Below are 2,081 nucleotides of genomic sequence, written 5' to 3'. Positions count from 1 at the left end.
GGGCCAGAAGCGAAAGCGGCCCTGTGGCAGGCGCTTCTGGCCCAGCCAGAAGCCTTGACCGTCATAAACCAGAAGTTTGACCGCCGTGCGCTGGCGGTTGCGAAAGACGAACAGAGTACCGCTGAAAGGGTCTTCGGCCAGTATCTGACGCACGCGCCGGGCCAGCCCGTCGATACCGCAGCGAAAGTCGGCCGGCTCGGCAGCGACCCAGACGTGTCAGCGTGAAGGCAGCGGGATCACGTCCGCGCCTGCCACAGGCTGCGGGCGACTTCGGCGATGTCACTGCTGGCCGCACGCGGCAGTTCGATGCGCAGCGCCCGGCCGTGTCGGTCAGAGAGAACCAGAACGCAAGCCGCCGGGGCAAGCGCCAGACCAAAGTCGAGTTCGACGAAGGCCGGTGACTGCGGTACGCTCCGCTCGCCGGCAACCGGCCTCTTGCCCGTGCGGGTCAGCCGGCGCTTCCGACTGGTGTAGTCAAGCTTCAGGGCAACGGCGACTTTGGCTACCCCGTGCCGCTCGGCAAGCGCGATTGCTCGCGACCACAACTCTTCCGGAATTCGCGAACTACGAGGAAGGGGGCTCCGCCATTCGGCAAGAGCCGCCGCCGCATCCGCTAGCTGCGGATCGGCTAAGGGAAGGGACTGTGATGACATCGGGAGGCCCCTGGATCAGTAAACACGGGCCTACCACGCTATCAGACCAGCACAACGATTTCATGCAGCGTTGCCGAAAGGACACGGCCGCGAACTGGACGCCGCTCGGGCTGACGCAAGGTTTTCGCCGAACCCGAGAGGGCTACACGCCCACGCGCCGTGGCCCAAACGGGTCTTTGTCCGCCCCTTGCAGGCCAACGCGCGAGCCGTGCTTTCCCAACCCGATCCTCAACCCCCGCTATCGCACCGGAGCGCCCAGGATGATACTCACCGCCGAACAGAGGCGCACGCTTCCCGATTTCTTGGCCGACATCGCCGACCCACGTCGCGCCCAAGCGCAGGCGTCATCCCTTTGCGGCTGTGCTGGCCATCGCCACGGCGGCGGTCCTGTGCAGCATGCGAGGCGATACCTTGGGCGGTCACCACTGAGCCTTTTGGAAGATTGCGAAGTTCAGGCTCGACAGGGAATTCAGTGCCTTGGCGTGGATGGTGTGGGTATCCTGTAAACAGCGTTCGATGGCCGTGCTGAAGGAGGCGAAGTCACGGGAGTACTTGGCATAGAGGCACTGTTTTTTGACGAACTTCCACAAGCGCTCGATGAGAGTCAAATTGGGTGAGTAAGCGCTCAGCAAAAAGTCATCCGATAATCAGAGCCGAAGCCAGCCAAAATTTTGTCGACGTCGGCCTCCAGCGTCGCGGCGCTTCGAGCTTTGAAGGCCATCCATTCGTACTTCATCTAGGCCAGCGTGTTCAACATGACTGTCGACTAGTCGTTCGCGCCAGCGATGCGTGCGTTGATTCTATTGATGTCGAAGTGCTCCGGATCAAATTTTTCGCCGATCCACTCCTTGTAGTCCTCATGTTCCGGATGTTCGGGATCGGCCATCGCGGCCAAGAAACCTGCGTAACCCCAGACACCGCCAACATCTTCCGGCGGACACGCGCGGACCCCTTTGATGCATTGGGGCAGAGTGATTGCCGGATCAGCGGGCAGGATCTTCTCGAGGTCGATCTTGTGCTCCCAACAATCGCCAAAATCATACTCATAGACCATCGAATTCCCGACATTGATCAACAAGCGCTCAAGGTGGACCTTGCGCTCGTCGACCACCTCGAAGTCGGCATCCAGGCCGGAATCCCCGTAGCAATTGCCCGCCACCACGAACTGGTGCAGGTGACAGTTGTGCCAGCCCATCGCGGCCTGCAGCACCCGGTGCAGTTGCGCCAGGGTGATCGAAGACGGCACCAGCAGCCGCCGCCAGATTGGCGGCCGGCTGTTCTTGAGGGTGACCTTGATCTGATAGATCTTCTCAAGCGAACTTGCCGGCGTTGTCATTCAGCATTCTCCAGTGATTACACTCGACGCACGGACTATAGCATGCCGCTACAGGCGACTTCCAGTGCGCCAATACAAGCTCAACGCAGTCC

The 2,081-nt window shown here is 61.1% G+C and carries 3 protein-coding genes; all 3 read right to left on the bottom strand.

Features of this window, described 5'->3' with window-relative positions:
• Window positions 1–236 precede the first annotated feature (236 nt).
• The 3 genes from CAPSK01_RS11025 to CAPSK01_RS11015 all read right to left on the bottom strand — a co-directional run bounded on the left by CAPSK01_RS11025 (window position 237) and on the right by CAPSK01_RS11015 (window position 1,989).
• Window positions 237–653, bottom strand: coding sequence for a hypothetical protein (locus tag CAPSK01_RS11025; protein ID WP_273703516.1), 417 nt, complete (start codon window positions 651–653; stop codon window positions 237–239).
• 419 nt (window positions 654–1,072) lie between these two features.
• A complete protein-coding gene (locus tag CAPSK01_RS11020) occupies window positions 1,073–1,285 on the bottom strand; it encodes a hypothetical protein (RefSeq protein WP_273703515.1) in 213 nt (70 codons plus the stop codon).
• A 134-nt stretch (window positions 1,286–1,419) separates the two neighbouring features.
• Window positions 1,420–1,989, bottom strand: coding sequence for a plasmid pRiA4b ORF-3 family protein (locus tag CAPSK01_RS11015; protein WP_034926280.1), 570 nt, complete (start codon window positions 1,987–1,989; stop codon window positions 1,420–1,422).
• Window positions 1,990–2,081: the final 92 nt, after the last annotated feature.

It is taken from the genome of Candidatus Accumulibacter vicinus (genome assembly GCF_000584955.1).
GTDB classification, from domain to species: Bacteria; Pseudomonadota; Gammaproteobacteria; order Burkholderiales; family Rhodocyclaceae; genus Accumulibacter; species Accumulibacter vicinus.
The sequence above is the reverse complement of the archived record's forward strand: the minus strand, read 5'-3'. Positions and strand labels throughout refer to the sequence as shown.